This window comes from Leptospirillum ferrooxidans C2-3, from assembly GCF_000284315.1.
GTDB lineage: Bacteria > Nitrospirota > Leptospirillia > Leptospirillales > Leptospirillaceae > Leptospirillum > Leptospirillum ferrooxidans.
This window is the reverse complement of sequence record NC_017094.1, coordinates 95,469-120,446: the sequence shown is the minus strand read 5'-3', so window position 1 is coordinate 120,446 and position 24,978 is coordinate 95,469. Positions and strand designations below refer to the sequence as shown.

Genomic DNA, 24,978 nt, shown 5'->3' with positions numbered 1-24,978 from the left:
CTTGCCAACACTCGACGCACTCAAATCCGACATGGAAAAACTTCTTGGATCCAGCATCATCATCGACGAGTTTGATCGCCGCCTGGACTGGGTCAAGGGAGAGCTCAAACATTACGACCCGGAAACGGGAACCATCCGCATCGAATTGAACGATACCAATCGACCTGACCTCTGGTCTGTCGAGGGTATTGTCCGTCAGCTTCTGGGTGGACAGTCCCCTTCAAAACGCCCATGGAGCCAGATGATTTCACCAACCACGCCACTCAGGAGCATCCGGGTCGATCCGACCGTCTTCACGGTCAGACCCTATATTGGCGGCTTTCTGGCAAAAGGACCCGGACTTGGAGAGGAAGGTCTCAGACAGCTGATCAGTTCCCAGGAAAAGCTTTCGGATCTGTTCGGACGAAAACGCCAGGATATCGCAATCGGCGTTTACCCCGCCAAGAACATCCTATTTCCCGTCACCTACGAAGCCGTCTCTCCTGATGAGCATTCGTTCACTCCGCTCGGCCAAGACTCCCCAATGACCCTTTCCCGGATCGTTCAAGAACACCCCAAAGGGAAAGAATATGGACATCTGTTATCCCCTCATTCCCTCTGGACCATTCTTCGGGATCAGGGCGGGAAGATCCTGTCGATGCCTCCGGTTACCAACGCAAGGCATACCGGAGAGGTCACGGCCGAAGATGATTGGCTTTTTGTCGAAGCCACAGGCCATGATCAGGAAAGGATCCGGCTGGTGATGAATATCATGGCCGCCAATCTCTTCGATCGCGGATTTCAGATCGAGCCCATTCTCGTTGACGATTCCAGGGGAAAGACACAAAATCCCCAGTCCGCAGGGGACCGCATTTTAGTCCCTGGCAATCTGCCTTCCGAAGTCTCCGGAGAAGCGGTTTTACCGCAGGACTTCATCAGGGCGCTTCTTTCCTATGGGTATCCATCGATACAGCAGCAGGAAAAAGGATTTCTGGTGACCGTTCCGTTCATGAGGGATGACGTGCTCCACCCTATTGACTGTGTTGAGGATTATCTCATCGCAAGGGGTTTTGATAGTCTGACACCGGTTATGCCCACTTTCTTCACACCCGGAAGAGCCGCAAAAGAAGGAGAAATGGAAGATCGGGTCCGTTCCCTGATGGCTGGAATCGGATTTCAGGAAATCCTGTCCAACATTCTTACGGAAACCGATTCATTGTCTTCCGCCCTTGGCCGGCCAACTGGGCCCATTGTAGAGATTGACAACCCCATTTCCAGACAATATGGCGCACTCCGTTCCACGTTTCTGTCACAGCTGATGAATGCGGAAGCACTCTCCAGCCGATTCCCTTACCCCCACCGGATCTTTGAGGTCGGAGAAGCTGCAGAAAAAGAAGGATCTCCCTCAACCATCCGGGAGACAATCCTCTTTACAGCCCTTGTGGCCCACCCGACTGCATCTGTGTCTGAGGTTGCAGGCATTATTGTCGAAGTTCTGAGATATCTCGGCCTCACTGCAAAGCTTGTCTCGAAGGATATCCCTCCGTACATCAAGGGACGCTCCGCAGAGATCTTTATCCTGGAAAAACCGGATATCGCCATCGGGGAACTGGGAGAGATCGATCCGGAAACACTGGATATTTTTGGTATCCGGATGCCAACCTCCATGTTCGAAGTACGGCTGGACCGCATTCTCCGGCCACTTCCCCCTACCGGATGACGGAATCTCCGTAAAAAAAGGGCCATCCGAAACCGGATGGCCCTTTTTTAAACTACTCAACAATATGAACAAGGAACCTGCCACCAGGACAGGTCCCCGATTTCAAACTTATATGGCCTGTTTGACCTTTGCAGTCAATTCGCCGAAAACCTCTGGCTTGTTCAGTGCCAGATCCGCCAGAATCTTACGGTCAAGTCCGATCTCAAGCTTTTTGAGCCCCGCAATAAACCGGCTGTAAGAAATGGACTGGGCGCGGCAAGCTGCGTTAATTCTCTGGATCCAGAGTGAACGGAACTCGCGCTTTTTGACTTTGCGATCGCGATAAGCATAGGTCAGGCCTTTTTCAACTGTATGGCGGGCTGATCTGTAAAGTCTTGAACGACCTCCCCAGAACCCCTTGGCCAAATCCATGATCTTTTTTCGTCGGGCCTTGTGTATCGTCCCGCCTTTGACTCTCGGCATTGGAATCTCCTTTTCAAAATCAATTTATTCGTATCACAAAAAATGTTAGTGAGGTAAAAGCACTCTGATATTGTCTGCCTGACCCTTTGAAAGGATGCTGTCTTTCAGGGAGCGGGTTCTTTTGGAAGACTTACCGGTCATCAGGTGACGCTTTCCGCCCTGATGAAAAGAAATTTTCCCTGTACCTGTTACAGAGAATCTCTTCTTGGCCGAACTTTTTGTCTTAAGGGACTTTCCTGTGGCCATGATGAATCCTTTCTATTTGGGGTTTTCAGTCCCCTGTTCTTGATTCTGACTCTTCTTGTTTGATTCTTCCCGGTCTCCGCCTTTTTCAGAAGGCTTATAGGCGGGATTCGGAGCAAGAACCATGGTCATGCTGGAACCTTCCATACGGGGAGGAACCTCAACGATCCCCCGGGGATCGATCGAGGCAATGATCTTTTGCATGATCCCGGCTCCCACTTCAGTGTGGATCATTTCACGACCGCGAAACATGAGGTTGATCTTTGCCCGGTTGCCTTCCTCAAGAAAGCGCTGAACATAATTGATCTTCGTTGAAAGATCATGTTCATTGATATGAGGGCGGAACTTGACTTCCTTGACCTGCCCGGAGCGCTGGTTCTGCTTCATGGCATGAACTTTCTTGCTCTGTTCATACATGAAACGACCAAAGTCCATCATCTTGCAGACAGGCGGCTTGGCATTCGGTGAAACTTCTACCAGGTCAAATCCAAGCTCTTCCGCTTTCTTGATGGCAACGATCGTTGGAAATATTCCCAGCTGCTCACCTTCCGGGCCAATGGCCCGAACTTCCTTGATCTTAATTTCGTGGTTGACCCGAGGTTTTGGGTTGATGGAACCCTCCTTTTTTCTATCGTTACCATGGGCATTTCCTGCCCTGGAGCATATCAGGCCGGTCTGGCCCTTTCAATCAGGGAGCTGATCGCCTCATCCCGAAGAACGAGGTCTGTCTTTTCACCTTCGCGGGTTCGAATGGAAACCCGCCCTTCAGCAACTTCCCGATCCCCTATTATCCACATCTCCGGAACCTTGAGCATCTGTGCTTCCCGAATCTTGAAACCGATCTTCTCATTCCGGAAGTCTCCTTCCGCACGGATACCGCTTGATTTCAAGCGCTCAAGAAGAGCCTCCGCATCCGGAATATGCCGATCCGCTATTGTCATGATCATCACCTGTTCTGGCGCGAGCCACAAAGGAAAGGCTCCGACATAGTGCTCGACGAGGATACCGAAAAACCTCTCGATCGAACCAAACAGGGCCCGATGGATCATGATCGGCCTCTCTGCCTCCCCTTGTGTATTGCGGAAGGACAGATCAAATTTTTCAGGAAGATTGAAATCCACCTGAACGGTCGAAAGCTGCCAGGAACGGCCGATCGCATCATGGAACTTGATGTCGATCTTGGGGCCATAGAAAACGCCTTCCCCAGGATCAGTCTGATACGGAATCCCCGATTTGATCAGAGCACTTTCAAGGGCATCCGTCGCCATCTTCCAATGCTCGTCAGAACCGACCGATTTCTCCGGCCGGGTGGACAGATAGACCGTCCGGTCGGTAAAACCGAAACGGCCGATCATTTCGTCCACCAATACAAGGACCTTCTCGATTTCTGACGCCAAGTCCTCCGGCCTGCAGAAAAGATGGGCATCATCCTGGGTAAAGCCCCGAACCCTCATCAGGCCATGGAGTGTGCCCGAACGCTCGTATCGATAGACAGTTCCAAGCTCGGACAAGCGAATGGGAAGATCCCGATAGCTCTTCACGCTCTCACGGAAAATCATGATATGAAAGGGACAGTTCATCGGCTTCAGCTCATATTCCACCCCTTCGATTTCCATCGGAGAGAACATGCTGTCCCGATAATAATCCCAATGACCGGACTGCTTCCAGAGGTCGAGTCTCGCAATATGCGGAGAGTAGACATACTTGTAGCCGTGGCGGTCATGGAGGGACTTCCAGAGATCCTCAAGGATGCGACGGACCCGGCTCCCCCTTGGTAGCCACAGGACCAGACCAGCCCCTTTTTCATCCAGGGTCCGGAAAAGGTCCAGTTCCCGGCCAAGCTTCCTGTGGTCCCTCCGGCGAATCTCCTCAAGCTTCAGAAGATGTGCGGCAAGATCGGCCTCTGACCAGAAAGCTGTCCCATAGATCCGCTGAAGGGACGGGTTTGACTCGATCCCTTTCCAGTAGGCTCCGGATGTGGTGAGTAGCTTGATGGCAGGAATATCACCGGTCCCGGCCACATGAGGGCCCCTGCAGAGATCGACAAACTCCCCCTGCTCGTAAACCGTTATTTCTGCCTCGTCCGGAATCGAAGAAATCAATTCAAGCTTGAATGGCTCATCCATCCCGGAAAAAAGGGCTACTGCCTCTTCCCTGGAAACCGGTCTTCGCTCAATCACAAGCCCCTGAGAGATGATCTTCCGCATCTCGTCCTCTATCCGGACAAGATCCTCGGGAGTAAAAGGACGGGAATAATGGAAGTCATAATAAAAGCCATCATCCGTAGCGGGACCGACACCAACCCTGGCTTCCGGAAAAAGACGCTTCACCGCCTGGGCCAATGTATGGGCAGCACTGTGGCGAAGTGCTTTCAGATCTCCCTTATCTTGAACGACAACCTGAGCCAATCAGTTTCCCCCAACACTCCAACATATCCCGATCCGCCAAAATAAACCATATAACAGCTCATGTTGGAAAATAAAATTCTTTTTTCAGTCGGGCTAAAACAAAAAACCGTAGTCTGACACAGTAGTATAAGAATGAATCCTTGTCAAATCTTGGCCTCATCCAGCGAGATCATGCGGTGGATTTTTCTTGCGACCAATGCGTTTAGGGAGTTTGGGTAAACTCTCTTCTGCCGGATCGCCAATGAGTGGCTTTTCGTCACATGCCGAAAGAGCTTTCCCCACCCTCAACCTGAGATCCGGGAGAAGTTCTTTGGAAAACCACTCATTCTTCTTGAACCAGAGGGCATTCCTTGGTGATGGATGAGGAAGGGGAATGACTCCGGAAGGGTAGGAACGCCATGAGAAAACCCTGTCCGTCAAGGACAGGCCATCTCCCAGGAAATATCGCTGGGAATAAAGACCGAGAAGAAGACAAAGTTCAATCCGGGGAAGCCACTTTAAAAGTTCCCCAAGCCACATGGATGCGCATTCTGTTCTGGGAGGCAGGTCACCCCGCTCCCCCTTGCCAGGATAGCAATACCCCATTGGAATGATTGCAATACGCGACGCGTCATAAAAAGTCTCCCGGTCAATCCCCATCCACTCTCTCAGACGCTCCCCGCTCCGATCATTCCAGGGGATACCGGTTTCATGAACGCGGAGACCAGGTGCCTGCCCCACAATCAGGACTCTCGAACGCTCATCGCAGGCCAGAACGGGTCTGGGGCCCATCGGCAAAGAGGATTCACAGGCCCGACAGCCTCGAACCGCCTCCAGGAGGGAAGAGAGAGACGGATATGAGGGTGCCCTCTCTTTATGGACCCTTTTTTGGATCACATTTTCCAGAATGAGCATCATCCGCCCCGCCTGTTGTTTTCAAACATGTCAGCAGGCATCGGGTAGAGCAACCTCCATATCATCCGGATGGGCCTCTCCCCTTCATGGCTCTCGCATTCGACCGGACCAAGATAGGTGAAGGGCACTGTATGCTGATTCCTTTTCTTCACATCGCGGGCAAAAACAAGGATCGTGTATCCCCGCTTCTTGTGTTCGATCAGATTTTGTCCTTTTTCGGATAAAGCTTTCGTATCGGACTGGGACTCCCAGTGAAGGAGGCTCTGGTTAATCGGGTAATCCGCATACATTGTTGTCGGGGAAAAGTCCTTTTCCGTTTTTCCAAAGGTGACAAGAAGCGCATAGGTTTTGATCTGTTTGAAGGGAATGACTCCAACACCCCGTAGCCCCGGAGTTTCAATGGAAAAGTGGCCAAGGACCCCCTGCAGGTCTTCATTTCCATAGCGCCCGTGAAGACGAAGCGATGTCCTGAAAGGAAGCTCCGGAACACTCGGACTTGCATCACTGTTCTCCAGCGCCCAGTCCAAAATCTCCTGAAGATCAAAAAGAATGGAAGGATTCCTGCAAAGACGCCCGAAAGAATCCTCCAGGGAAGCCATCTTGAGAAGGCTGCCTTTTTTCCGCCAAAGTCTCCGATGGATCGGTGCTCCCCAGTTTCCCGAAATGGAGAGCGCCTGCTGAATATCTTTTTGCTGAAGACAGGTGATGGTTTTTTTCATCACCCGAATTTCCTCCGGATCATTCATGAAAGAGGCATGAATCAGTGATTCCCGAAGAAGGGTGAGATCCGGATCTTTTGGCACCAACGCAAGACGAGCCCTTGATTTCCACTCACTCCAGCTTCTGGAGGACAGGAGAATGTCCGGCTCGATATCGTGGTACGTGACAAAATTTCCAAAAGTGAGAGGGCGACCCGTTTCAGACTCGAAGGTTTCCAGTCGCTCTGGAATGACCACCGACAAGTTTTTCAGGTTCTCACGGATATTTTCAAGAACTTGCTTCCGGGCAATCCGGTCAAGGCGGATCGAGCAACCAGGGGGAAGATGGGGAAAATCCTCCAGAACTTCCCGTTCAATCGAATAGCGATGGTGAGGAAGAAGGGCCTTCAGTTTGGTATCGATCCGGTATCTCCGATGAACCTGACCAACAAAGTCCAGGACAGTGAGACAGTCTTTTTCCGGGGCATGGCGCAAGCCACGCCCCAACTGCTGCAGAAACACCGTCAGACTCTCTGTGGGACGGAGAAAAAGAACAGCATTCACCGATGGCAAATCGATTCCCTCACTCAGCTTGTCCACAGTGAAAAGAAACGTCAGTTTCCCCGAAGACAGATCATCCAGACGATTGCGACATTCAGGATTATTGACATCCGACAAGATGACATTCGACAAGATGCCTCGACGATTAAACTGCTCAGCCATATATCTCGCATGCTTCTGGCTGGCGCAAAAACCGATTCCCTTAAGAGAAGATCGGTCCGGAAGATATCGATCGAGTGAGGACAGGATCACTTCCAGCCGGTTTTTCGCCAAAACATCATCACCGGTGTAAACATTTTCCAGTGCGGAAACATCAAACCGCCCATTTTTCCAGAAACGGTCCTCTGACAATGCAACAGGGTCTGCCACTCCAAAGTATTGAAACGGACAAAGAAGCTTTTCTTCCAGCGCTTCGGGCAACCGTATCTCTGCGGAAAACCGATTGCCGAAATCGGAAGCGACACTTTCCCCATCCATTCTTTCCGGAGTCGCGGTAAGCCCCAGAAGGACTTCCGGAGAAAAGTGCTCAAAGAGAGGTCGATAACTTCCCGCAGGACCATGATGGACTTCATCAACCACGATGAAGTCGTAAAAATCGCTTTTGAGTCGATCCCAGAGCCTCCGGGAAGACAACATTCCCACTGAGCAAAAAAGATGATCCAGACGTGAGGGTTCGTAACCCCCTCCAAGGATTTCGCCAAAAGTATGATCCCGAAGGACATTTCGGAATGTGGCCAGTGCCTGTTCAAGAATTTCCACCCTGTGCGCAACAAACAGAAGTCTGGCCTGTCGATTTTTCCGCTCATGGAACCGCCTGAAATCAAAGGCGGCCACAACGGTTTTTCCGGTCCCTGTCGCAGCAACCACCAGATTTCTCTTCCGTCCATGAACAAGGCGATCACGGTCAAGAGCTTCCAGAATCCTTTCCTGAAAAGGATGCGGCCGCAAATCGAAGAAAAAAGCCTCCCGATGTTTGTCGGGTTTTCTCGCCTGTAAGATGGCTTTTCTGAATGTTTCATTCTGATCACGACCGAAAGGGACAAACTCTTTACTGTTCCAGTAAGTCTCAAATTCCACACGAAACTTCTCCAGGATATGTCCCATATCCTGGGCTGTCACTTTCAGATTCCACTCAAGACCGCTGCTCATTGCCGGATGGGACATGTTCGAGGAACCGATATATGCGGTGGAGAATCCCGACAGGCGGTGGAAAAGATAGGCCTTGGCATGAAGGCGGGTCCGCTGGGTGTCATAGGAAACCCGTATCTCAACATTTGGCAGGCGAGAAAGCCATTCAACAGCCGGCGGATCGGAAGCCCCCATATAGGAGGTTGTAATGAAGCGAACAGGGACCCTGTTTTTCAAGAGATCCTCAAAACCTTCCATCAATAGTCTCAGTCCGGACCATTTGATGAACGATACCAGAATATCCACCCGATCAGCCGAGTACATTTCCTCCAGCAACTCATGGGCAAGCTGGGGTTCAGACGGAGAACCCGTAAAAAGAGAGCTTTTCGCAAGGGGGGTTTGGGGACGGGGAAGACCGGTCCTTCCCGAATAGTGGGGCGGGGTGACTTCGAGAAGAAGGCTTTTTTCATCAGGGACCAGCCGCTTGTCCCTGAAATCATCAAGACCACCATCAAGAACAATTTGTTCCAGAAGATGATTCACCAGACGTATCCGTTTTTCTGGCGGGGATTCCTGTAAAGCCTGATTGAGGACTTGAGAAACGAATGAAACATAGCGCGATGGTTCTTCTTCGGGATCGACTTTTCCAAAAACCGGGTGAAGATCAGGGTGAAGACGGAAAATTTCTTTCAGTCTCTCATCAAGAAGTGCCTCGTAAAGCCCATAGGCGAGAGGTTCCAATGGTTCTCCAGTCATTTGGACCGGACCAAAAGGCGTAACGTTCCGGTCTTTCGCGGATTTTCTGTTTGGTCGAGGGGAGGACCCCGCTATAATTTATTTTCACGACTGTCAGGAGAGATCGCAAAATCCATGGCGGAGAGATCATGCTCGGGAAGCTTGTCGCGATAAAGGGAATCAAGTCGGGCAAGACTCATCCCCGTCAATGGGTTCGAACCACCCCGACTTTTTTCCCAACGGTCGAGAGAGAGTGTGGCCCTGACCAAAAAAAGAGGAGAAGGATTTTCCCCGGCAATGGAAATAGCTCTTTCGAATGACTGGAGAATCTCCCCCTCCGGACGCTCTTTCATGGAGAGAAGTTCCGCCATGACTCTCCACATTTCCGATAAAAGGGCCCGGTCTCCCGTCTCCGAAGAGCGGGAAAGGGCCCGCTCAAGAAATGCGATGGCCTGATCCGCGTCTCTCATCATCTGAAATCCCTCTGAAACGGACAAAAGAGCCAAAACATCAAAGTTGCCTCCGGAAAGCTCCGAAAGGTGGCGGTCCATCTCCTTCATCCCCTCCTCCTTTTCACCGGAAAGGCATTTCGCCCACCCGGAAAGGATACCCGCCTGGGAATACCAAAAACGGAGGCCATGTGCACGGCAGTGATCCTTCAGAAGATTAGCATGGCGCAAGGTTGGAGCAATCTCCCGGCGGAGCCGGTGAAAAAAGCTCTCTGCCGCCATCACCTGAGCCATGATCAGCGGATTTTCGGAGAGTCTGGCCAGATCAGGTGAGCTGTGATGAAAGTCAAAAGCCTCTTTTGATTCGAGAAAGATGGCAAGAAGAAGGGAGAGATAGGCCTGACAGACTGAAAGCGTCGCCGAACCACCAATAGAATGGGTCGGTTCATTATGATTGGAAGGAAGATCGATGCTTTCCCTCAAATCCTGCTGGGCCGTCTGGAAATGACCACACCAGAACGAACTGATGCCACGAGCTTTTTTGGCTTTCAAATAAAAGGTGGGTCGCTGGGACTGCCTTGCGGATACAAAAAGCTCATCACAAAACGAAAGGGCTTCTTCCCATCTTCCTTCAGCGGAGATGGCTTCCCATTTATCATAAAGGGTGGAAAAGGTCGGCTCCAAAACCATACTCCCCTTTCTGCCCGAAGACCGGGAAACATCCAGAATGGAAGCGGCCAGCAGGCTGCCTGAATCCTTCCGGGAAAACAATAGAAATGTCAGGAATGAGGATGAATTCTATCACAGGGAAAACATAAACAACAGGAAAACTTCCGGGAACAAGAACCGTCAGTCTCCATATGGAGTTGAGAAAAATCTCTCAAATGTTCTCCTCTCATTTCCCGGACGGGAGGATTCCCATTCGAGAGCCCTCTGAAAGATATTCCTTGGAGAATCCAAAAGATCCCGGATCGGGGAATCCGGACTCCTTACGATTTCCGAAACCAGGAGACTGGCCAATGTGCACCCGCCGCCATGAAGCGACGGGATATTGACCTCGTTGCGATCAAGGACAAAACAACCAGTCTGATCAACAAAAACATCCGTCCTGACCCTGCCCTCCCGATGCCCCCCTTTCAGATAGACGGACACAGGACCATAGAGATCCCGGATCTTTAAAGCTCCATCCATCAGACCGGACGCTCCCGGAAGAAGAGGACTCCCCAGAAGAACTTCGGCTTCCGGAATATTCGGAAGGACCATGTCCGCCAAGGGGAAAATGCAGGTGGCCATCTCCCGGAAAGAGGCCTCATCAAGAAAGGGATCACCCGATCCGAACCTGAAGATCGGATCGACAGCCACAAAAACATCATCGTCAAGATCATTCAAGATACCGATGACTGCACTCAAAGCATGCTCCGGCAGGAGACCAACTTTAACACCCCGGGGAGGATGTCTCTCCAGAAGGGCTCCAGCCATTCTGAGGATAAAGTCAGGATCGACAGACAACACTTCACGGACATGATCAATATTCTGAGATGTGAGCGCCACCGGAATCCCCATCGGATGGACTCCGGACCATGACATGACCTTCAGGTCCTGGTAAATCCCCGCACCACCGGATGGATCAATCCCCCCAATAGCCCAGACCACCGGAAGTGTCACGGGATTTCCAGAACCGCCACGGGAAATTTCGACAAAAGCAGCGGGTTGACGTGGGCGTTTCCCAAAACCGCCCCATAATGGAGGACCGGGCCGGTGACACGGCCTGTGTGGCCTAGATTTCCAACCACTTGACCCTGTCTGACACGCTGGCCCTTTTTCACTCGAATCCTTGAGAGGTGCAGGTATTCTGTAAAAAGACCTCCCCCGTGATCCAGAATGACCATATTCCCATCGTAATAAAACCTGTCCGCAATCACTACACGGCCTGTGTTTGCCGCCTTGACCGGCAACCCTTCCGGACCATCAATATCCTCTCCGGAATGTCTTGAAAGCGGGGTTCCGTTCAGAATCCGGATCGCCCCGAAATCATGGGTAATACGGCCATTGATCGGCATGACAAAGGGTTCTTGAAATGCGATCCCCGTTCGCTCTGCCAATCCCTGATGAATTTCCCGGGACTCCCGTCTTATCCGGTCGAAAAAGGATTTCGGAGGGTGAACGAAAGACTTTTTCACATGAAGACGACTTGTCATAAAATGGCGGTTCACGACCAGAATCGAGCGGGAGGAAACACCCGGACAACCAATAAAGCGGAGCGTATGAATTCCAGGATGATCCGCAAAGTCCACCCCCAATAGGGAAACCCTCCACTTTTCCTGGCCTTTTGACCAGCTCCAACGGGCCGGCGGCTTGAGAAAACGCGCCTGACGACCCAAAAAGCTTGCCGCCTGACAATGGTGTTCACCCCCCTCTTTGACAAGAAGTGTTCCTCCCAGGACAACCTGCACCGGAGATGAGTCCATGTCAGACTCTGAAGCTATCGCCAACGAAAACGGTGAAACAGCAAACAGAATATTCAACATGAAAATCGAAATAGCATTCTTCATACCGACCCTCCCCGGGTCCATCCACCCCGAAGGGAAAAAGCCTTGGCCTTCGGATCGGCTGAATAGGCAAGATCTCCAATCATAGCGACTCCTGAAGCCCCCGTCTTCCTGACAGATTCAATATTCCCCTGATGGATCCCCCCGATGGCAACAACCGGGATCTCCGCTTCTGCCACAACCTGTTCCAGGAGCTTAAGCCCCTGGGGAGGGCCATAAGCCAGCTTGGACGGAGTTTCAAAAACCGGTCCAAAAAAAACATAGTCCGCCCCTTCGGCTTGTGCCCTCATCACTGACTCTCGGCTGTGGCAGGATACACCCAGAAGAAAATTGTCCGGTTTTTTTTTTCGGATGACATCCATGGGGATATGATCTTCCGGCAGATGCAGTCCGATAGCGTGAATCGAAAGAGCCATATCCAAACGGGTATTCACAATGATCGGGAATTCCTCCCCGAGGCTATCCCGCAAAAGATAGCCCAGATCCAGGAAATCCCGGACCGGGCCATTTTTTCTCCTGAGAACGACAGCACTCACACCACCACTGACCGCTTCCTGCACCCGGGATACAATGACTTTTGCTGGAAGATCCTCCGGAGTCACAAACAGAAGCGGTAAAATCTCCATCACATCCCGAAAGGAGGACTTCTCCTTCGGGGGATTCAGGAGCGGGCTCCCGGAGAAGGCATTTCAAGCATCCCCTCAAGTGGACTCGAGGCATTGGCGTAAAGCTTTCTGCCCATCCGACCTGCAAGGTAGGCATCCCGTCCGGCAAGGACGCCGTAGCGCATGGCTCTTGCCATCCTTACAGGATCCCTGGCTTCTGCAATAGCCGTATTCATCAAAACACCTGAAACACCCATTTCCATGGCAATTGCAGCATCGGAAGCCGTTCCGACTCCCGCATCCACGATGATCGGAACCGATACTGTTTCCTGAATGATCCTCAGGTTATAGGGATTCCGGATCCCGAGGCCTGAACCGATCGGAGCGGCCAGCGGCATGACAGCGACGCACCCAACATCTTCAAGCTTCTTGGCCAGGATAGGATCATCATTGGTGTAAGGAAAAACGATGAACCCTTCTTTCACCAGGATCTTTGCCGCCTCGAGAAGTCCTATGACATCCGGAAAAAGTGTTTTCTGATCCCCCAGAACCTCAAGCTTGACCATATCGGAGATACCGGCGGCACGTGCGAGTCTCGCATAGCGCAAAGCATCTTCGACTGAATAGCAGCCGGCGGTGTTCGGAAGAATCTTGAACTTGTCCGTGGGAAGGTAGTCCAAAAGATTGGGCTCATCTTTTTTCAAAATGTTCACGCGACGGACAGCCACGGTAACCACATCCGCTCCCGAGGCGAGAATCGCCTCTCTGGTCTGCTCAAAATCCCGATATTTCCCTGTTCCGACCCAAAGACGGGAACGGAAGGAAATGCCGGCAACCACCATTGGATCATCCATCTTTGCTGTATCTTCCAGCACTCCATTTTCCATAACGATATTTCCTCCAGACAATAAATTCATTGGACATGATCGACAAGATCCATTCTAGGACGGGAGTCTGGCGGGGGCAAGGATCGGAGAAAATTGTGAGTGCAAGCATATCCTGGCCGCCAGAACATTCAAGGCAAAAAATAAGGTCCATAACATGCATTAAAACCAGATTTTCTTATGCTGGACTCAAAATGAGCACTCATCATGCTTCCTGTGGATCAGAGAGTCTTCTCAAATGTCCATAACTTTTACACGTGTCAAGATTTTTTTCATCTCACCTGGTTTCAATGAGCGTTACCGATTTTTTTTGTCCATTTAAAATCAGTCAACACATTTTGGATTATCCCATTTTGCACGAGACATTTTTGGTCGCACGGAATTTGCTTGCGTTCCTCCTGAGAAATTTGAAGCTGGTTCAGCATTCCCTCTTTATTTCTGTCACGGAAAAACAAATATATCCAAGGAGACTCTCACCATGGGCTTTAAAAGAAATCGGCTGGTTGGTTTATTCATGACAATAATGATGTTGTATGCCGGAGAAGTGGCCCAGGCCACCGTATATACCTACACGACCATCAATGACCCAAATGCGACTGTGTACAGTAGCGATCGGAATCAATGGAGCGGGTGCCATCGTGGGAGGCTATAGCAATAATTCCGGATTCTACGGATTTCTCGACCAGAACGGCTCCTACACGACCATCAATGACCCAAATGCGACTCAAGGGACCACTGCTTACGGAATCAATGGAGCAGGTGCCATCGTGGGAGGCTACAGCAATAATTCCGGTTCTTACGGATTTCTTGACCAGAATGGCTCCTACTCGAACATCATTGACCCAAATGCGACTCTAGGGACCTCTGCTTACGGAATCAATAGAGCGGGTGCCATCGTGGGAGGCTACAGCAATAATTCCGGTTCTTACGGATTTCTCGACCAGAATGGCTCCTACTCGAACATCATTGACCCAAATGCGACTCTAGGGACCTCTGCTTACGGGATCAACAGAGCAGGCGCCATCGTGGGAGGCTACAGCAATAATTCCGGTTCTTATGGATTTCTTTATCAGAATGGCTCCTACACAAACATCATTGACCCAAATGCGACTCTAGGGACCACTGCTTACGGGATCAACGGAGCGGGTGCCATCGTGGGAGGCTACAGCAATAATTCCGGTTCTTACGGATTTCTCGACCAGAATGGTATTTTCACGACGATCGCTTTGACAGGAAATTATATTACCCAAGCGACCGGTATCAACGGAGCAGGCGCCATCGTAGGGCGCTATGGCAATGATTCAGGGTCTAGCGGATTTATTGCAACTCCCAACATTTCATCCACACCTGAACCTTCCACAATGCTTTTATTCGGAACAGGGATTCTCCTGATGGGAATCATTTCCACCAGGAAACAGAAGGACCTTCTGAGTAAACTGTAAGATCAGACGATTTCGATTCCTTTCAGAGCGGGACTTCTCTCGACGAGGATCCCGCTTTTTATGCCAGAACGCTGAGACCACTCTACCGGCTCCCAATCTTGTACCAGCCTGACCTTCTTCCGGAAACCAATCATGATTCGATTCCGTTTCATCCTATTTTTATGAAGTCCACAAAATCTCCTTATTAAAAAGAGTCTTCGAAGAAGAGAGAAACCAATTTCAGAACATTCAGGAGATTGTCCCTGTCTGAAATCTTTCTCTCCCCCCCAAGCATGTTCTGTGTTTTGCAGCTGGTGATCAAGGTTTGATGACTTCCACAAAAAAACTCCTGCAGGTGTTCATCAAACACTTTCTGTAATAGAATGTCTTATTCCTTTTTCTGCAGAAACTCTTCTGACCCTATCGACGACTAAAACGTCCCCCAATACGAGGATTCTTGAATGGACAATCCAGCTGACAGCCCCAAATCCCTTACCGAAAGCAATCCTTTCCTTCCGGACCCGGATCTTCTTGAAACCCTCCATGTGTCTGATTACCAGACGATTTATGACGAATCGATCAGGGATCCGGAACAGTTCTGGGGGAAGATAGCGGAAGACTTTCGCTGGAGCCGGAAGTGGGACAGGGTTCTCGACTGGAACCCAAAAACCTATGAGGCCCGCTGGTTTTCCGGAAGTCTCTCAAACATCACGACCAACATGCTCGACCGGCATATTGATGAAGGACTTTCCAATAAGGTCGCGCTCATCGCCGTGGCCGACGATGGCAGCGAACGGGTCTACACTTATGGTCGCATCATGGACGAGACCAACCGTCTCTGCCACAGTTTTGCCGAAATGGGGCTTAAAAAGGGAGACCGGGTTACAATCTTTCTTCCACCCACTCCGGAACAGGTGATCTCAATGATCGCATGCGCCAGAAGCGGACTTGTCCACACAGTCGTCTTTTCCGGCTTCTCTGCCGGCGCATTGAAAAGCCGCATGGAAGACTCTGAGCCGAGGCTTCTCATCACCGCCGACTGCGCCTACCGGAGAGGAAAACGCATCGCTCTGCTCGACACGGCAAGAGAAGCCAAAAAAGCGATTACTTCCCTTGAAAAGACCATTGTCATCCGTCGTGAAAACCCGGATCTTGAGCTTGAAACAGGAGAGATCCCCTTCGATTCTCTCCTGAAAAAGCATGCATCCTCCGGCTTTTTCAAAGCTGTCGACTGCACAACTGACGATCCCCTCTTCATCCTGTACACCTCCGGAACCACCGGAAAACCCAAAGGGATTGTCCATACCCACCCGGGATATATGGTTGGAACCTTTCTGACCACCCGGTGGGTCTTCAACATCCATAACGATGATGTCTTCTTTTGCGTCGCCGATCCGGGGTGGATTACCGGCCACAGCTACATCGTATACGGACCTCTCCTGAACGGAGCCACGGTTCTTCTGGCTGAAGGATCCCCCGACTATCCGGATCCCGGACGATGGTGGCACCTTGTGGAGAAATATCGTGTCACCGTTTTCTATTCCACCCCCACAGCGATCCGACTCCAGATGCGTCTCGGAAAACAATGGCCAGAGAAATACGACCTGTCCTCCCTGAGGCTTCTGGGATCGGTTGGAGAACCGATCAACCCGGAGGCCTGGCTCTGGTTCCGGGAAGTAACAGGAGGTCGTCTTCCAATCATGGATACCTGGTGGCAGACAGAAACAGGAATGCATATGATCACGCCTCTTCCCGGCGTTCCGCTTGTCCCAGGTTCAGCGACCCGTCCGTTTCCCGGAGTCGTCGCCGATGTGGTCAATCGCCAGGGAGAAAGTGTTGCTCCGGGAGAGGCTGGCTTCGTGATCGTCCGTCAGCCCTGGCCATCCATGTTCAGAACCGTCTACGGAGATCCCGAACGCTACAGGAAATACTGGGAGGAAATTCCGGGAGTCTATTTTTCGGGAGATTCCGCAAAGCGGGACCATCACGGACTTTTTCACATGATCGGACGTGTCGATGATGTGATCAAGGTGGCAGGACACCGGCTTGGAACCGCCGAAGTCGAATCCGCGCTGGTTTCCCACCCCTGCGTTTCCGAAGCCGCTGTCATCGGGAAACCGGACGAGCTCAAGGGAGAGGTCATCAAGGCATTTGTCATCCTGAGAAAAGATGCCGAACGGACCCCTGATCTTGAGCTCAGGATACGCCAGCATGTCAGGGAAGAGCTGGGAGCCATCGCCATGCCGGATGAAATCGAGATCACGGAATGGTTGCCCCGAACACGCTCCGGAAAAATCATGAGAAGGGTTTTAAAGGCGCGTGAGCTGGGTCTTCCAGAAGGAGACACCTCCACGCTTGAGGATTAATAAGGACTCATAAAGGAGAACCATTTTGGAAAAACCGCTTGTGACAAAACTTCTTCATACAAGATTCAGAGTCTCAGACCTTGAAAGAACGGTCCGATTTTATACGGAGATTCTTGGACTGACCCTTGCCTCACACCACACATCCCCCCGGGGATCCAAAATCGCCTATCTCACCGTACCAGGCTCAGAAGAAGAAATTGAAATCGCGGAATTCTCCGGTTCGGGCGATGTTGTCGTTCCCCCTGATCTTGTTCATCTCGCCTTCTCCGTCGAAAACCTCGAACAAACGCTCTCCCGATTGGAAAAACTCGGCGTCCCCATTACCGACGGACCAACACGCGGAAGAAACACAACCTTCTTCTTTATCGATGCCCCGGAAGGTTATGAAATCGAACTGATCGCACCCAATCCGGTCTGACAGCCCAACCCTCCATCCATCGGATGACGGCTGCTCATGACAATAACCGGCGTCTCCCGTGCGGGAGATGCCGGCATATCCTCTCTGCTTTTCTCTTTTTTTAGAAAAACCCGTGAAAAATCTGTTTCAAAAGGTTGTTATCAAGATGGAGACCCGGTTTCAGGGGAATGATCAATGTCCTTTCGATCGGAGCGGGAGATTTTTGCGAAAAATGGAGTACCAGCTGGGCACCTTTCAGATTCATGTTCTTTTCGGGAAGAGAAAAATACAGGAACCCTCCCCTGAGCGCTCCACTCTGAAGAGTTACATTCTTGTCAAAAGCCTTGAAGGTCAAGTCTCTTCCAAAAGGATCATTCTGTGGTGTTGGTTCACCAAATGGGGTTGGGAGCACCCAGATCACCGAACCTAATCCCAGGGTAACAAGGGTGAAAAGAATCAAACCTGTATAATAGAAGGTTTGCTTGACGAGAATATACGGATGCTTGGCCTGCCAGGAGATATCAAACGCCTCGTTGGGAACGATGGACGGATAGTAGTGTCCATCCACAACGATATAGGAAGATTTGATCAAAAATGTGGTGGGCCGGAGATCCGTCGACATGAAGGACATCTGGAGGGGAAGAATATGCATTCGCCAAAGACCATTATGATCGAAGAGCTTATGGATCATGTGGGGAGTGTTATAAGGACGCACTCCGACCAAAAGATTGGTTTTTGGAACAGTTGCATGAATCGTCAGCTGTGATGGTGGAGACAATGGAACCGGTTTGGCCGTATAAAATGAAGTACAAGATGTCAGCGAAAAGGAAAGGAGAGTGACCATAGCCAGAAGGCGGGCCCGGAAATAACGGGTAGAACGCATCGGATCCTCCTAATATTGATCGAAGTGAGACTGTCGCCGTCTCAAAACCTCCTGCAAAAATGATTAAAGGAAAGGCCTTGTTTCATTGTCACACCAAAATTATCCCGGGTTGCCAAACAGAACAAAAATGAAGAGGACAGATCTTGACTGGGGCTATCATACCAGAAAGGAACACTCCTTGGACATCCCCGGAAAAAGTCCAAAGCAGCAAGCAGACTGATGGTCATATCGTTTCCAGATGTGATAGAAACCGAACAATCATTGCCCCCGGTAACCGAATGGACCATTGAAGTAAACAGTCACCGTTCCCATAGGAGTCACCGTGCGGGGATAATCAGACTGATAGACAGGAAGAGCAACACCAGCCCCCCATGTTGCGGAGAGTTTTTGGGTATGAGGCCAGGTTACCTCAAGCTCCGGAGCTGCCCATAAAAATGACCATGCAGGAGCATTGGCCGCCCCAAAAAGGAGGTTTTGACCACTTTGGGATTCTCCATAAACCTCCAGAAGATACCCGGCACCCCATTCCGTATTGATCACATGCTCAAACGCACCGGCATAATATAAAAGGTTTCCGTCAACCACATGGTCATTGGGCAATGCATTCTGGGTAATCCCGTTATTGTATCCATACCCCGCTCCCACCGTGGTGGGGTTTTCAACAATGTCACCAACCTGCAGATAAAACATGAAGGGCTTCACATGCTTCCTCACAAGAAGCATGATCGCCTCATTGAAGGTTCCATTCCCCAGCTGATCGGCACCATATTGTTGGGGGTTCAGGTTCTGGTACTGGCCGCTTGGAACCCAAAAGTCGAAAGTGAGTGCCACCGATGGTCGGGCTAAGGGTAAATAGACATCCTCGTCAGAAGCAATCTGCCATTTGACTTCAAAATGGGTATTCCCCACTCCAAAATGGTTCGCACTTTGACCTGAAGGAGTGATCGGTGGCCCCTCCACATTATCGATAAGGGGAATAAAGGTATCGAGTTCAAGATTATGACCAAGGCCAACGGCAAGTCTCATTGGCATATAGTAGGAAGATGAACCCGGAGAGATCGAGTCGTAGACGAAGGGCTCCAGGTACCAGGAACCGATCGGTTCCACTTCGGCGGTTCCTGTGAAAAATGGCCCGCTTGTATTGGGACCCCATGGAAGAAATGGTGGAGCCAGAGCCTGAAAACCCTTCGAAATATCCTCATCGCTTGAGAATGGAAAGGGTAACGCCATGCCCCCCGATCCGGGAGAGATCGCTGTTGGATCCGAAAAACCCCTGGAGGGGAAAAGAAGAACGGACAGGATCAAAGCAAAGGCAAAAAAAGGGACCCCACGCAAAATGCGTATCATAAATGAACTCCTGGCCTTACGCATCTTTGGAAGGGGTTATGGGTGAGATTGCTCCGGATTCAGATTGCGCCTGTCGAGCAAAATGGCAAGGGCACGTGATGACTGGCCATTATGGAGAAGGGCTTCCGCCATGATCTTCTGGTACCCTTTTGGCCAGGAATGTCTTGGCTCGATCAGGGAAAGGAGGGCCAGGGCATGATGGTACTCATGATGCGCGATCAGGATGCGGGCTTCGTTCATGATATAGGGCTCATCATTGTCATCGTTTCTGAGGGCGCGAGCCTGCTCAAGGAATCCGATCGCCTTGTCAAAGTGACCCTGCGTAAATTCGATATAGGCCAGATTGTTCAGGATCGTAGGCTCGGTGGGATCATTCCCAAGCGCAAGCTTCAGCTCGACAGCCGCCTGCTCAAGGTTTCCTTTCTTGATATCAGCATAGGCTTTCTTTTCCTGTATATAAGCCTTGACCTTCGGCTCAGTCATCGCAGCGCAACCGACACCAGAAAGAAGAACCGTTACCAGGATAAGTCCCCTGGACACGAAACTGACCATCTGACCCATTTTCATGATCCACCTCTTTTCAACTGTTTGATATGTAGTCTCATTATACAAACAGGATCGGTCTCAATGCAAGAGAAGAGCCAATACTGTGTAGGGAGCACATAATCTGTCCGGTTTTGTAGCGCAAGACTTGTCCGGTTCCATAATGGGTCCGAGGAGGAGCCAGAATGGACCGAACAAATGTGCTACAGGAGATCCGGAAGATGCGTTTTGAAGACACCTGGAATGAATGGAAGAAAGGATGCCTCACTCAGGAAGAGGCCGGCCGGATTCTCGGGATGAGTGAAAGGACCTTCCGGAGATATGTCCGGCGAGTCGAGGAGGAAGGGATCCAGGGGATTCTGGACAAACGACTCACCCAGGCCTCATCGAGACGGGCCCCGGTCGATGAAGCCCTGGGACTGGTCGAAAAGTACCGGAGCCGGCATGATGGCTGGAACGTGAAACACTTTCACTTCTGGTACCGGAAAGAAGGCGGGAAACGGAGCTATACCTGGGTCAAGAAGACGCTTCAGGAGAACGGAGCGGTCCGGAAAGCTCCTGGCAAGGGGAAGCACCGGAAGAGACGGGAACGTGCGGCCTGGGAAGGGATGATGATCCATCAGGATGCCAGCAGTCATCCCTGGGTGTCCGGACAGATCTGGGATCTGGTGGTGACGATGGATGATGCGACCAATGAGCATTACAGCATGTTCTTTGTGGAGGAGGAGGGAACCGCATCCAGTCTTCAGGGGATACGGGAGGTGATCGGGAAAAAAGGGCTTCCTTCCTCCCTGTACACAGACCGGGGCAGCCACTACTGGGTCACGCCGGAAGCGGGAGGGAAGGTGGACAAGAAGAACCTCACCCAGTTTGGACGGGCGATGAAACAGCTGGGCATCGAAATGATTGCCGCCTACTCCCCCGAAGCGCGGGGACGCAGTGAACGGGCTTTCCGGACCCATCAGGAGCGTCTTCCCAAAGAGCTCGCCCTGGCGGGAATCACGACGATGGAAGCGGCCAACCGCTATCTGTCCGACGTCTATCTTCCAGCCTTCAATACCGAATTTTCCCATCGGGCCCCGGAGGAAGGATCGGCCTTCGTTCCCTGGACCGGAGACTCTATAGACGAGATCCTCTGTGAGCACCACGAACGGATTGTTGGCAACGACAACTGCGTGTCTTTCGAAGGACGGACCCTTCAGATTCCTTCCGACCGGTATCGGCTCCATTACGTCCGGGCCACAGTCAAGATCCACCGGCATCCCGACGGATCGCTCTCCCTGTTTCATGGACCCCGGAAGCTTTCCGACTATCCTGTCGAAAAACCGGAGATTCCAAAAACGAAAAAGGAACCACGAACCAAAGCTCCTTCGACCGGAATCCGCCCGGTCGAAGCTCATGTCTGAGAACGGGGAAACCCGGAGTTTTCAAATGAAAAAAAGCGGACAACTCATTTGCTATAAAACCGGACAACTCTACTTGCTACTAACAGAGAAGAGCCAATACTGAAACAATACCCTCAGTAAGGAGGGAAATGATTGCTTTTGGCCCGCAGGGGATTCAAGAAGAGGAATTTACTTAAGGTAGGTCTTCAGAACACCGAGAATGGATTCAAGCGCCCTCTCACGATCCGCAAGGGAACCATCGGGACTGACCAGAACATGCTCTCTCAGATGCCCCTCAATCAATTCGGACATCAGCCCATTGAGCGCCCCTCGCGAAGAGGCCACCGTCTGAAGGATCACCGCGTAATCCTCATCCCGACCTGCCTCCAGAAGCTTTTCAATGCCAGAAAGCTGACCTTGAATTCTCCTGACACGGTTGACCAGATTTTTCTTCTCATGAATCGTATGCACTCATTGACCCTTTTGTAATAAGTTTAAGGTTAAAATACCCCTACCAACTATTTATGTCAAGAAAAACCAATAAAAAAACCGACAAAAGCTTTCTGGAATGGAAAAAAGTACTACACATTTTCAGGGATCTCTTCCGTAACATCCTTGGAGAGTTTAAGCCTTTTGACCAAAAATGGCTTGACTCCCCCGCCAACCACAATCGTCCCGACAATGGTCCAGAAAACGGCTCCATGAACCGCTCCCGAAAGGCGCGACTCAAAGAGCGAAGCCAAGGTTGCCGACATGATTCCCGTTTCTCGTGTTGCAGCCATAAAAATCAGGTCGTCGCGGGAAAAACCGGAAGTATGGACCGAAGGAATCAAAAGAAAGATTGTAGCCGGACGGACAAGGAAGATAAAACCAGCGATAAAAAGAACGAGAAGCCAGGGTGAAAGACCAAACGATCCGAACTTCATATGAGCCCCAAGAACGGTAAAAATGGCCACCCTGGCCAAAAAAGCTGTCACTCCGGCTCCTTCACGGATTCGAGCAATGCCCGGAAGTGGTCCCTGACGAATTCCAAGGTCAAAAGCCCGTGGATTCCCCAGAACCACACCCAGAACATAAACAGCCAGAAATCCCGAGGCATGAAAATTCTCACTGAGAAGGTAGCTTCCTCCTACCGCGGCAAGGCCCACAATCTGGGCATTTTTCGAAAGATAATCATATCGGGTATGAGCGATCAGGATAACGGAAAGCGCTCCCAGCAAACCTCCTGCAAGAATCCCGGGAACAATCAGACCGACGGAGATCAGTCCATCCCGGATCCATGTACCCGTTGTCTCGTGGGACAGAGCGAACTCCGCCACGGAAAAGGTCAAAAGAGCACCGGTTACATCCGTGAGGGCGGCTTCTGTCATCAGGATATCCCTCACTGTTTTCGGAATGGGAAGGGACCTCAGGATCGGGACGATTGCAGTGGGATCGGTCGAAGCCAGAATAGCTCCCAGAAGGGCCCCTTCCGCCCAGGAAAGGTTCAGGATATATCTTGCAAGCAGCATTGTCAGAGAAGCGGAAAGAACGACTCCGAACGTTGCCAGAAGACTGATGCTTCGCCGATGCTTCCGAAGGGTCCTGAACGAGGTATCAAGACCGGCGTCAAAAAGGATAAAAGAGGCTCCCATCGACAAGACCACAGGAGTCCAATCACCCCCATCGGAGGAGAGGAGTCCAAGGCCCGATGGACCAATGGCCACACCCAGACCCAGGAAAAACAGGATGTCAGGGAGTTTGAACTCCTCTGCCAAACGGGATAAAACCAGAGCAACGATCAGGAAGATTGTGGCCGTCAAAAACAGCACATGTGTTGAGATCATGGTCTCAACACCATCAGGCAAACATCGGCCAATAAAAAAAGAATCCTCATCACCATCGCTCCGACCGGCAGCTCAATCAACCTGCTTCCCCCCAACAATTCCGGAAAGGTTCCGCTACAAGAACTCGGGAGATGCGTCCTCACTTCGGACTGTCCGATCCTCTCCTTGCCTGAACCCTTCATCAACAAGCTGTTCGGGAAGGACCTTCCCCGTTTTTACCCCCATCTCCCGAAGACGCTCGGAAGATCTGACCAGATTGCCTTTTCCCGCAGACAATTTGCCATAGGCCGTTTCATACGATTTTTTGGCTTTATCAAGCTTGTCTCCAACGTCCTTGAGATCTGTGACAAAGCCCACAAACTTGTCATACAGGGCTCCTGCCTGACGGGCAATTTCCATGGCATTCCGGTTTTGGTGCTCATATCTCCAGACATGGGCAATCGTCCGAAGAGCCATTAAAAGAGTTCCCGGATACACAATCAGAACATTTTTGGCCAGAGCTTCACCCACAAGATCCGGATCGGTCTCCACCGCCAAAGCATAGGCAGACTCTATCGGGATAAACATCAACACAAAATCGAGAGACTCCAGAGCATGAATATTCCGATAGTCTTTTCTCGAAAGATCATTCAGATGCGCTTTCACAGACTGCACGTGTTGGAGTGTCTGTCGTTCTTTTTCTTCCGGGTTTGCCTCCGACAGGGACCGCTCATAGGCGGTCAGAGAAACCTTGCTGTCAACTACCAGATGGCGACCTTCGGGAAGATCGATAATGATATCCGGCCTGAGTCTCGCCCCTTCTTCATCTGTAAAGCTGGCCTGAACCCGAAACTCACGATTCTCTCTGAGTCCGGACATCTCAAGCGTTCTCTCGAGAATCATCTCGCCCCAGGCTCCCTGGGACCGGGAGTCCCCCTTAAGGGCCTGGGTGAGACTTGATGTTTCCCGCGTCATCATGGAGTTCAGATCCATCAGCTTTGAAATTTCGAGTTTGAGTAGCATCCTCTGCTCGGATTCCTTTTCCGAGGATTGCTGGACCCTCTCCCCAAACTCTTTCAGCTTTTCTCCCAGCGGAGTCAAAAGTAAAGAGAGCTGGCTCTGGTTCATCTCTGTAAAGCGGGCGGTTTTTTCTTCCAGAATCTGGTTTGCAAGATTCTGGAAATTCATCCCCATGGACTCCTTGGCATGTTCGAGGAGTGATATTTTCTCCTCCAAATGGCTCCTCTCAAGGACAATTTTTGTTTCAAGTCCCGCGTTCATCCTTGAAAGATCATCTCTCTCGTCCCTGATGATCTGGAGCTCCTGTTTTATTGTCTCCAAACGACCGTCAGCCTCAGAGACTTTTCTCTTCTCCTCCTCAACCTTCAGGCTGAGTGCCAGTTTTTCCCCTGCCAGGGATCTCTCCCTGACCCCCAAAAAAATAAAAACAGCCACAGCGCCAAAAATCAATCCCGAAGAGAACCAAAATCCCGATGATGGAATCATTTCACACCTT

At 51.0% G+C, this 24,978-nt stretch carries 22 protein-coding genes; 5 read left to right on the top strand and 17 right to left on the bottom strand.

Going from position 1 to position 24,978, the window contains the following annotated elements; all coding sequences use genetic code 11:
* The first annotated feature begins 1 nt into the window (after position 1).
* Complete coding sequence (pheT, locus tag LFE_RS00580) at positions 2-1,699, top strand: phenylalanine--tRNA ligase subunit beta (RefSeq protein WP_014448341.1); 1,698 nt, start codon at positions 2-4, stop codon at positions 1,697-1,699.
* A gap of 108 nt (positions 1,700-1,807) precedes the next feature.
* On the opposite strand, the gene rplT is transcribed toward pheT, so the two are convergent.
* From rplT to LFE_RS00525, 11 genes are all read right to left on the bottom strand, one after another.
* Positions 1,808-2,161: a 50S ribosomal protein L20 gene (gene rplT, locus LFE_RS00575; protein WP_014448340.1), complete on the bottom strand. Its 354-nt coding sequence runs from the start codon at positions 2,159-2,161 to the stop codon at positions 1,808-1,810.
* A gap of 45 nt (positions 2,162-2,206) precedes the next feature.
* Entirely contained in the window at positions 2,207-2,407 is a 201-nt protein-coding gene (gene rpmI / locus LFE_RS00570) for a 50S ribosomal protein L35 (RefSeq protein ID WP_014448339.1), read from the bottom strand.
* 12 nt (positions 2,408-2,419) lie between these two features.
* Positions 2,420-3,016: a translation initiation factor IF-3 gene (gene infC, locus LFE_RS00565; RefSeq protein ID WP_148272496.1), complete on the bottom strand. Its 597-nt coding sequence runs from the start codon at positions 3,014-3,016 to the stop codon at positions 2,420-2,422.
* Positions 3,017-3,069: 53 nt separating this feature from the next.
* The gene (thrS, locus tag LFE_RS00560) at positions 3,070-4,812 is read right to left on the bottom strand and encodes a threonine--tRNA ligase (RefSeq protein WP_014448337.1); all 1,743 of its coding nucleotides are present in this window, start codon (positions 4,810-4,812) and stop codon (positions 3,070-3,072) included.
* Between the two features lie 156 nt (positions 4,813-4,968).
* A complete protein-coding gene (locus LFE_RS00555) occupies positions 4,969-5,709 on the bottom strand; it encodes a uracil-DNA glycosylase family protein (RefSeq protein WP_014448336.1) in 741 nt (246 codons plus the stop codon).
* A complete protein-coding gene (locus LFE_RS00550; protein ID WP_014448335.1) occupies positions 5,706-8,834 on the bottom strand; it encodes a DUF3427 domain-containing protein in 3,129 nt (1,042 codons plus the stop codon). Before LFE_RS00550 ends, LFE_RS00555 begins: the two co-directional genes overlap by 4 nt.
* A gap of 86 nt (positions 8,835-8,920) precedes the next feature.
* Positions 8,921-9,961 carry a tetratricopeptide repeat protein gene (locus LFE_RS00545; RefSeq protein ID WP_148272495.1) on the bottom strand — a complete coding sequence of 347 codons (1,041 nt, stop codon included), beginning with the start codon at positions 9,959-9,961 and terminating at the stop codon, positions 8,921-8,923.
* Positions 9,962-10,126: 165 nt separating this feature from the next.
* On the bottom strand, positions 10,127-10,942 hold the full coding sequence (locus tag LFE_RS12785; RefSeq protein WP_014448333.1) for a hydroxymethylpyrimidine/phosphomethylpyrimidine kinase: 816 nt from the start codon (positions 10,940-10,942) through the stop codon (positions 10,127-10,129).
* Positions 10,939-11,829: a M23 family metallopeptidase gene (locus LFE_RS12780; RefSeq protein ID WP_014448332.1), complete on the bottom strand. Its 891-nt coding sequence runs from the start codon at positions 11,827-11,829 to the stop codon at positions 10,939-10,941. Before LFE_RS12780 ends, LFE_RS12785 begins: the two co-directional genes overlap by 4 nt.
* Entirely contained in the window at positions 11,826-12,452 is a 627-nt protein-coding gene (gene thiE, locus LFE_RS00530) for a thiamine phosphate synthase (protein ID WP_014448331.1), read from the bottom strand. Before thiE ends, LFE_RS12780 begins: the two co-directional genes overlap by 4 nt.
* A 35-nt stretch (positions 12,453-12,487) precedes the next feature.
* Positions 12,488-13,285 carry a thiazole synthase gene (locus tag LFE_RS00525; RefSeq protein ID WP_041774554.1) on the bottom strand — a complete coding sequence of 266 codons (798 nt, stop codon included), beginning with the start codon at positions 13,283-13,285 and terminating at the stop codon, positions 12,488-12,490.
* 620 nt (positions 13,286-13,905) lie between these two features.
* Here LFE_RS00525 and LFE_RS00520 point away from each other — a divergent pair.
* The 3 genes from LFE_RS00520 (at position 13,906) to LFE_RS00510 (ending at position 17,520) form a co-directional block, all read left to right on the top strand.
* Positions 13,906-14,757, top strand: coding sequence for a PEP-CTERM sorting domain-containing protein (locus LFE_RS00520; RefSeq protein ID WP_158310223.1), 852 nt, complete (start codon positions 13,906-13,908; stop codon positions 14,755-14,757).
* 440 nt (positions 14,758-15,197) lie between these two features.
* Positions 15,198-17,102, top strand: coding sequence for an acetate--CoA ligase (gene acs, locus LFE_RS00515; RefSeq protein ID WP_014448327.1), 1,905 nt, complete (start codon positions 15,198-15,200; stop codon positions 17,100-17,102).
* A gap of 25 nt (positions 17,103-17,127) precedes the next feature.
* Positions 17,128-17,520: a VOC family protein gene (locus tag LFE_RS00510; RefSeq protein ID WP_014448326.1), complete on the top strand. Its 393-nt coding sequence runs from the start codon at positions 17,128-17,130 to the stop codon at positions 17,518-17,520.
* Between the two features lie 100 nt (positions 17,521-17,620).
* Here LFE_RS00510 and LFE_RS00505 read toward each other — a convergent pair whose 3' ends face one another.
* The 3 genes from LFE_RS00505 to LFE_RS00495 form a co-directional block, all read right to left on the bottom strand.
* The gene (locus tag LFE_RS00505; protein WP_014448325.1) at positions 17,621-18,382 is read right to left on the bottom strand and encodes a hypothetical protein; all 762 of its coding nucleotides are present in this window, start codon (positions 18,380-18,382) and stop codon (positions 17,621-17,623) included.
* 258 nt (positions 18,383-18,640) lie between these two features.
* Positions 18,641-19,729 (bottom strand): hypothetical protein, encoded by a 1,089-nt coding sequence (locus LFE_RS00500; RefSeq protein WP_014448324.1) that lies wholly within the window; start codon positions 19,727-19,729, stop codon positions 18,641-18,643.
* A gap of 36 nt (positions 19,730-19,765) precedes the next feature.
* Complete coding sequence (locus LFE_RS00495; protein ID WP_014448323.1) at positions 19,766-20,296, bottom strand: tetratricopeptide repeat protein; 531 nt, start codon at positions 20,294-20,296, stop codon at positions 19,766-19,768.
* Between the two features lie 161 nt (positions 20,297-20,457).
* Here LFE_RS00495 and LFE_RS00490 point away from each other — a divergent pair, with 161 nt between their 5' ends.
* Positions 20,458-21,678: an ISNCY family transposase gene (locus LFE_RS00490; protein ID WP_014448322.1), complete on the top strand. Its 1,221-nt coding sequence runs from the start codon at positions 20,458-20,460 to the stop codon at positions 21,676-21,678.
* Between the two features lie 168 nt (positions 21,679-21,846).
* On the opposite strand, the gene LFE_RS00485 is transcribed toward LFE_RS00490, so the two are convergent.
* From LFE_RS00485 to LFE_RS00475, 3 genes are all read right to left on the bottom strand, one after another.
* A complete protein-coding gene (locus tag LFE_RS00485) occupies positions 21,847-22,128 on the bottom strand; it encodes a metal/formaldehyde-sensitive transcriptional repressor (protein WP_014448321.1) in 282 nt (93 codons plus the stop codon).
* Positions 22,129-22,238: 110 nt separating this feature from the next.
* Positions 22,239-23,483 carry a cation:proton antiporter gene (locus tag LFE_RS00480; protein WP_014448320.1) on the bottom strand — a complete coding sequence of 415 codons (1,245 nt, stop codon included), beginning with the start codon at positions 23,481-23,483 and terminating at the stop codon, positions 22,239-22,241.
* Positions 23,484-23,597: 114 nt separating this feature from the next.
* Entirely contained in the window at positions 23,598-24,968 is a 1,371-nt protein-coding gene (locus LFE_RS00475; RefSeq protein ID WP_014448319.1) for a DNA recombination protein RmuC, read from the bottom strand.
* Positions 24,969-24,978: the final 10 nt, after the last annotated feature.